Origin of the sequence: Streptomyces colwelliae (assembly GCF_048158785.1) — a bacterium.
In the GTDB taxonomy this organism is placed as follows: Bacteria; Actinomycetota; Actinomycetes; order Streptomycetales; family Streptomycetaceae; genus Streptomyces.
Genome location: NZ_JBLTJC010000520.1, coordinates 1 through 5898, shown reverse-complemented (window position 1 = coordinate 5898; position 5898 = coordinate 1). Strand labels below are relative to the sequence as shown.

Annotated in this window: 2 protein-coding genes and 2 pseudogenes; 1 reads left to right on the top strand and 3 read right to left on the bottom strand. The window is 70.8% G+C overall.

Annotation, left to right across the window (positions count from 1 at the left end):
- The 3 genes and pseudogenes from ACNFOC_RS49585 to ACNFOC_RS49575 form a co-directional block, all read right to left on the bottom strand.
- Window positions 1-423, bottom strand: a pseudogene (locus ACNFOC_RS49585) (cytochrome P450); the annotation flags it as partial.
- 1202 nt (window positions 424-1625) lie between these two features.
- Window positions 1626-3764 (bottom strand): annotated as a pseudogene (locus tag ACNFOC_RS49580) (Tex family protein); the annotation flags it as partial.
- A 93-nt stretch (window positions 3765-3857) separates the two neighbouring features.
- On the bottom strand, window positions 3858-4727 hold the full coding sequence (locus ACNFOC_RS49575) for an SCO6745 family protein (protein ID WP_416965569.1): 870 nt from the start codon (window positions 4725-4727) through the stop codon (window positions 3858-3860).
- Between the two features lie 113 nt (window positions 4728-4840).
- Here ACNFOC_RS49575 and ACNFOC_RS49570 point away from each other — a divergent pair, with 113 nt between their 5' ends.
- A complete protein-coding gene (locus ACNFOC_RS49570; RefSeq protein ID WP_416965568.1) occupies window positions 4841-5812 on the top strand; it encodes a GlxA family transcriptional regulator in 972 nt (323 codons plus the stop codon).
- The last annotated feature ends 86 nt before the right edge of the window (window positions 5813-5898 follow it).

The following is a 5898-nucleotide window of genomic DNA, read 5'->3' as shown; positions in this document are numbered from 1 at the left end:
GTCCCCGTCCCCGTCCCCGTCCAGGCTGTCGAGCAGGCTTTGCGTCCGCTTCGCGATCCGCTCCCGCATCTGCTCCACCCGGCGCGGGGTGAGCGCCTGCGCGACCAGCGTGCGCATCCGGCGATGGTCGGCGCCATCCACGGTCAGCATGGAACGGCCCGGGTTCGCCAGCCCGATCAGCGGCCAGTCCGCGGGTATCTCGCCGCGCTGCCAGGCGCCCCAGACGTTGATGTCCTTCACCAGCCGCGGATCCGTGAGCAGCTGTTTCGCCTCGGCGTGCCGCGTCACCGCCCACACGGGCACACCACCGGGCAGTTCTACGGCGGCCAGCGGACCGGCCGCACGCAGCCTGGCGCTCTCGCCGTCCAGGTCGCCGACGAACGGGTCGAGGACGATACGGGTCTCTTCGGTACCGGTGCTCATGCGGGAGTGCCTCCAAAGGCAGGGGCTGGGCTCAAAGGAAAGGCAGGGGCAGGGCAGGGCTCAAGGGTCGGAACTCGGAACTCGGAACTCGGATCTCAGAGCTCAGGGCTCGGAACTCAGAGCGCGGCGACGGGCGTGAACCGCACCGGCAGTTCGGTCAGGCCGCGCAGCCATGGCGAAGGTCTCCGCGTCAGGGACTCGGCCGGTACCGCCAGGTCGATGTCCGGCAGCCGGTCCAGCACGACCTCGATCCCCGTCCGCGCGATCACCTCGGCCACCTCCTGCGCCGGGAACGGACACCGGTGCTCCCCGTGCCCGAAGGAGAAGTGGGCGTTGTTGCCGCCGGTGAGCGCGGAGCCGTCGGTGCGGACCTGGGGGTCGGAGTTGGCGCCCTGGAGGCCGAGGAGGAGCAGGTCGCCGGCGCGGATACGGCGGCCGCCGAGCTGGGTGTCGCGGGAGGCCCAGCGGCCGGCCACGTTCTGGGTCGGGGTGTCCTCCCAGAGGACCTCGTTCATCGCCTCGGCGACACTGTTGCGGCCGCCGAACAGCGAGGCCGCGAAACGGTCGTCGGTCAGCATCAGCCGCAGCGAGTTGCCGATCCAGTCGGCGGTCGGCTGGTGGCCCGCCGCCATCATCACCATCAGGTCCTGGGCGATCTCGACGTCGTTGAAGCCGGAGGTGTGCGTGAGCATCCTCGACACGACGTCGTCCGCCGGCGCTTCCTTCCGGTCGGCCAGCAACTGCCCCATGGACGTGGCCAGATGGGTCTGCCCGGCGATCGCCCGCTCGCGTCCGTCGATCATGTCGTTGAGCGCGGTCACCAGGCCCGGACCCTGCTCGTCCCGGAAGCCGTAGAGCCGGGCCAGGACGCGTACCGGCAGCAGCATCGCGTAGTCGCCGACGATGTCCGTCTCGCCCTTGGCGCAGATCCCGTCGATCAGCTCGTCCGCGAACTTCTCGGTGTACGACCGGAGTTCGGACGGGTCGACGGCCTCCAACGCGTCGCTGATCATGCCGACGCGCTCGCGGTGCCGTTCGCCGACCGTGTAGAGGATCGACGGCTGCTTACGGCCGATCATCGGCAGCAGCGGCCAGTCGTCGGGGATGCCGTCCCACTGGTTCCACAGGTCGGAGTCACGGCTGAACAGGACTGGATCGCCGGTGACTTGGTGCAGCTCGCGGTAGCCGAGGACGAGCCAGGCCGGGATGTCGACGTCGAGCACCTTCACCTTGACGATGTCACCCGGCTTCACCACGTCCCTCGGGTCCTTGACGAACGTCTTCGACAGCGCGGAGACATGCGCCAGACCGTCCTGGTGGACACCGACGTCGATGAACGCCCCGAACGCGGCGACGTTCGTGACGACACCCTCCAGGACCATCCCGGGGGCGAGGTCGGAGATCTTCTCGACGCCGTCCTTGAAGGTGGCCGTCTTGAACGCGGGCCGCGGGTCGCGCCCCGGCTTCTCCAGCTCCTTGAGGATGTCGGACACCGTCGGCAGACCGAACGTCTCGTCCACGAACTCCGTCGGCTTCAGCGAGCGCAGCACCGCCGTGTTGCCGATCAGTGACGCCACCTCGCTGCCCGCCGTCTTCACCATCCGCCGCACCACCGGATACGCCTCGGGGTGCACGCTGGACGAGTCGAGCAGGTCGTCGCCACCCCGGATGCGCAGGAAGCCCGCGCACTGCTCGTACGCCTTCGGGCCGAGCCGCGCCACGTTCTTCAGCTGCGTACGCGACTTGAAGGGGCCGTTGGCGTCGCGGTGCGACACGATGTTCTCGGCGAGGCCGGAGGTGATGCCGGAGACGCGTGAAAGCAGCGGTGCGGAGGCCGTGTTGACGTCCACGCCGACGCCGTTCACACAGTCCTCGACCACCGCGTCCAGCGAACGGGACAGCTTCACCTCGGACAGGTCGTGCTGGTACTGGCCGACGCCGATCGACTTGGGGTCGATCTTCACCAACTCCGCGAGGGGGTCCTGGAGTCGGCGCGCGATGGAGACGGCGCCGCGCAACGACACGTCCATGTCGGGCAGTTCCGCGGAGGCGAACGCGGACGCCGAGTACACGGACGCGCCGGCCTCGGACACCATCACCTTGGTGAGGTTCAACTCCGGGTGCTTGGTGATGAGTTCACCGGCGAGCTTGTCGGTCTCGCGGGAGGCCGTGCCGTTGCCGATCGCGATCAGCTCGACCGAGTGCTGCGCGGAGAGGCGGGCCAGCTTGGCGAGGGCGTCGTCCCACTTGTTGGCCGGGACGTGCGGGTAGATCACGTCCGTGGCGACGACCTTGCCGGTCGCGTCGACGACGGCCACCTTCACGCCCGTACGGAAACCGGGGTCCAGGCCCAGTGTCGAGCGCGTGCCGGCCGGTGCGGCGAGCAGCAGGTCCCGCAGGTTCGAGGCGAAGACGTTGACCGCCTCGTCCTCGGCCGCCGTACGCAGCCGCAGCCGCAGGTCGATGCCGAGGTGTACGAGGATGCGGGTGCGCCAGGCCCAACGGACCGTGTCCTGAAGCCACTTGTCGCCGGGACGGCCCCGGTCGAAGACCTGGAAGTGGTGGGCGACCATCCCCTCGTAGGAAGAAGGTCCCTCGGTGTCCTCCTCCGGCTCAAGGACGAGATCGAGGACGTCCTCCTTCTCGCCGCGCAGCATCGCGAGGATGCGGTGCGAGGGCAGCGCGGTGAACGGCTCCGAGAAGTCGAAGTAGTCGGCGAACTTGGCGCCCGCCTCCTCCTTGCCGTCCCGCACCTTCGCGGCGAGGCGCCCGCGCCCCCACATCCGCTCACGCAGCTCGCCGATCAGGTCGGCGTCCTCCGAGAAGCGCTCGGTGAGGATCGCCCGGGCACCGTCGAGGGCGGCCTGCGGATCGGCGACACCCTTGTCGGCGTCGACGAACGCGGCGGCCGCGGCCAGCGGTTCCACGGACGGGTCGCCCAACAGGCCCTCCGCGAGCGGCTCCAGACCCGCCTCGCGCGCGATCTGGGCCTTCGTCCGCCGCTTGGGCTTGTAGGGCAGGTAGATGTCCTCGAGGCGCGCCTTGGTCTCGGCGGCCCGGATCTGCGCCTCCAACTCCTCGGTGAGCTTGCCCTGCTCGCGCACCGATTCGAGGATCGCGGTCCGCCGCTCCTCCAACTCCCGCAGATAGCGCAGCCGTTCCTCGAGCGTGCGCAGCTGCGCGTCGTCGAGCATCTCGGTCGCTTCCTTGCGGTAGCGGGCGATGAAGGGAACCGTCGAACCGCCGTCGAGCAGCTCGACGGCAGCCTTCACCTGCCGCTCCCGTACGCCGAGCTCCTCGGCGATCCTGCCTTCGATGGACCCTACGAGGGGTGTCGTCACGCCCGTACCGCCTTCTCCACTGAGGTTGCGCGGCAATTGTGGCAGGTGACACCGACAACCGGGGATCAGGGCGCTGTCCTGCGGGTCCGGTACCTAGCTCTTGCCGAGCAGATCCCGGGGAAACGCCTCGGCGGCGAGCGCGAGCCGCGCGAATCCGGTCGCCAGTTCGGTCAGACGTACGACCCCTTCGGCGCCCAGGTGCTCGTACGGTGCCCGGTCCAGCCGGTCGGTCTCCGCCTCGATCTCGGCGCGCAGTGCGACCCCGCCCTCCGTCAGCTCGCCGTTCCCGTCGAGCAGCCCGCGCTCCCGGAGCCGTCCCGAAGCGGCGTCCCACTCCTCCTGGTTCCACCCGCGCGTGCCGAACACCCACTTCGGGGTCATGCCCTTGCCGGTCGCGGTGTGGGTGACCACGGCCTCCAGGCCGTCGAGTCCGGCGGACATCAGGACGGCCAGGTGACCGTCGCCGCGGTGTTCGCGCAGCAGCGTGGCCGCGTGGAAGTAGGCGAGGTGCGGTTCCTCGGGGAGCGGCAGATCGGCGTGGGCCGCGTACAGGGGCCGGGCGGGGCGCGCACACGCCTCGGTGGCCCGCAGCGCCAGGCGCGCGGCCTCCGCCATCTCCTCCGCCGCCACCGCGTCCTCTCCGAGCAGGCGCCGCAGGGTCGCGTCGACGGCACGCGCGCGTGCGTGGAGGCACTGCTCCGGGGAAGCCGTCTCCCACACGGCGGGCACGTGCCGGGCCACGAGGTCGTACTTGTAGTTGTAGAAGGTCGCCGTCACCGTGCCGGGACCGACCGGTCCCATCGCCGCCGCCCGTACGGCGAAGTTGACGGCCCCGGGGTGCGTGACTCCGAGAGCGCCGAACTCCTTCCCCAGGTCGGGCGAGAAGTAGAGCGTGGCGTGCAGGGAGTTGAGCGCGTTGTGGCAGCGGCGCCCGGCACGGGGATCGACGGCGGCAGTAGTCATGACAGCCACGTTACCGACTGGTCGGTACGGGCTCCAGGGGTGGGTACCGGATGGCAGGAAAGGTGGGGTACCCGTCATTGCGGCCATCCCGCGGAGTGCGAAGAATCGACGTCATGCGAACCGTCCTGGTGGTCCTCTTCGACGACGTTCAGAGCCTCGACATCACCGGTCCCGCGGAGGTCTTCGCGGGCGCCGAGAAGCAGGCCCCGGGGGCCTATCGCATCCGTACGGCCTCCCTGGACGGCGGCCCGGTGCGCACCTCCAGCGGCCTGACCGTCGTACCGGACTCGACCCTCGCCGACGCGCCCGCCCCGCACACGCTCCTCGTCCCCGGCGGGCGGGGCACGCGCGGCCCGGACCCCCACCTGACCGACTGGCTGCGCGTACACGGGCCGCGCGCCGAGCGACTGGTCTCCGTGTGCACCGGGGCGATCCTGCTCGCCGAGGCGGGCCTCCGGGACGGTCGCCGGGCCACCACCCACTGGGCGTACTGCGCCAGGCTTGCCCGCGAGCATCCCGCCGTGACGGTCGACCCCGACCCGATCTACGTCCGGGACGGTCCCGTCTCCACCTCGGCCGGTGTCACCTCGGGCATCGATCTCGCCCTCGCGCTGGTCGAGGAGGACCTGGGCCGGGACGCAGCGCTGACCATCGCCCGCCACCTGGTCGTGTTCCTGCGCCGGCCGGGGAACCAGGCCCAGTTCAGCGCCCAGTTGGCCGCCCAGACGGCCCGCCGGGACCCTCTCCGTGAGGTCCAGCAGTGGATCACCGAGCACCCCGACGACGACCTGAGCGTCGAGTCCCTGGCCGCCCGCGCCAGCCTCTCGCCCCGCCACTTCGCCCGCGCGTTCCAGTCCGAGACCGGCATGACCCCCGGCCGCTACGTCGACCGCGTCCGCCTCGAACACGCCCGGCGCCTCCTGGAGGACACCGGCGACGGCGTCGAGGAGATCTCCCGCGCCAGCGGCTACGGCACCCCCGAGTCCATGCGCCGCGCCTTCCTCAAATCCCTCGGCGCGGCCCCGGCGGAATACCGCCGCCGCTTCCACCCGACACAGAGCGAACGGTCAACACCGGCTCGCTGAACGCCGAGAGCTCCCCAGGGCGCCCCGCCACCCCCTGCCCACCGGACGCGGAAAGCGCCCCTTCAGGGGCGCGGGGAACTGCGCGA

Excerpts from the sequence above, each read along its gene's own strand:
- ACNFOC_RS49575 (WP_416965569.1), bottom strand. The coding sequence starts at position 4,727 with ATGACTACTGCCGCCGTCGATCCCCGTGCCGGGCGCCGCTGCCACAAC.
- ACNFOC_RS49570 (WP_416965568.1), top strand. The coding sequence starts at position 4,841 with ATGCGAACCGTCCTGGTGGTCCTCTTCGACGACGTTCAGAGCCTCGAC.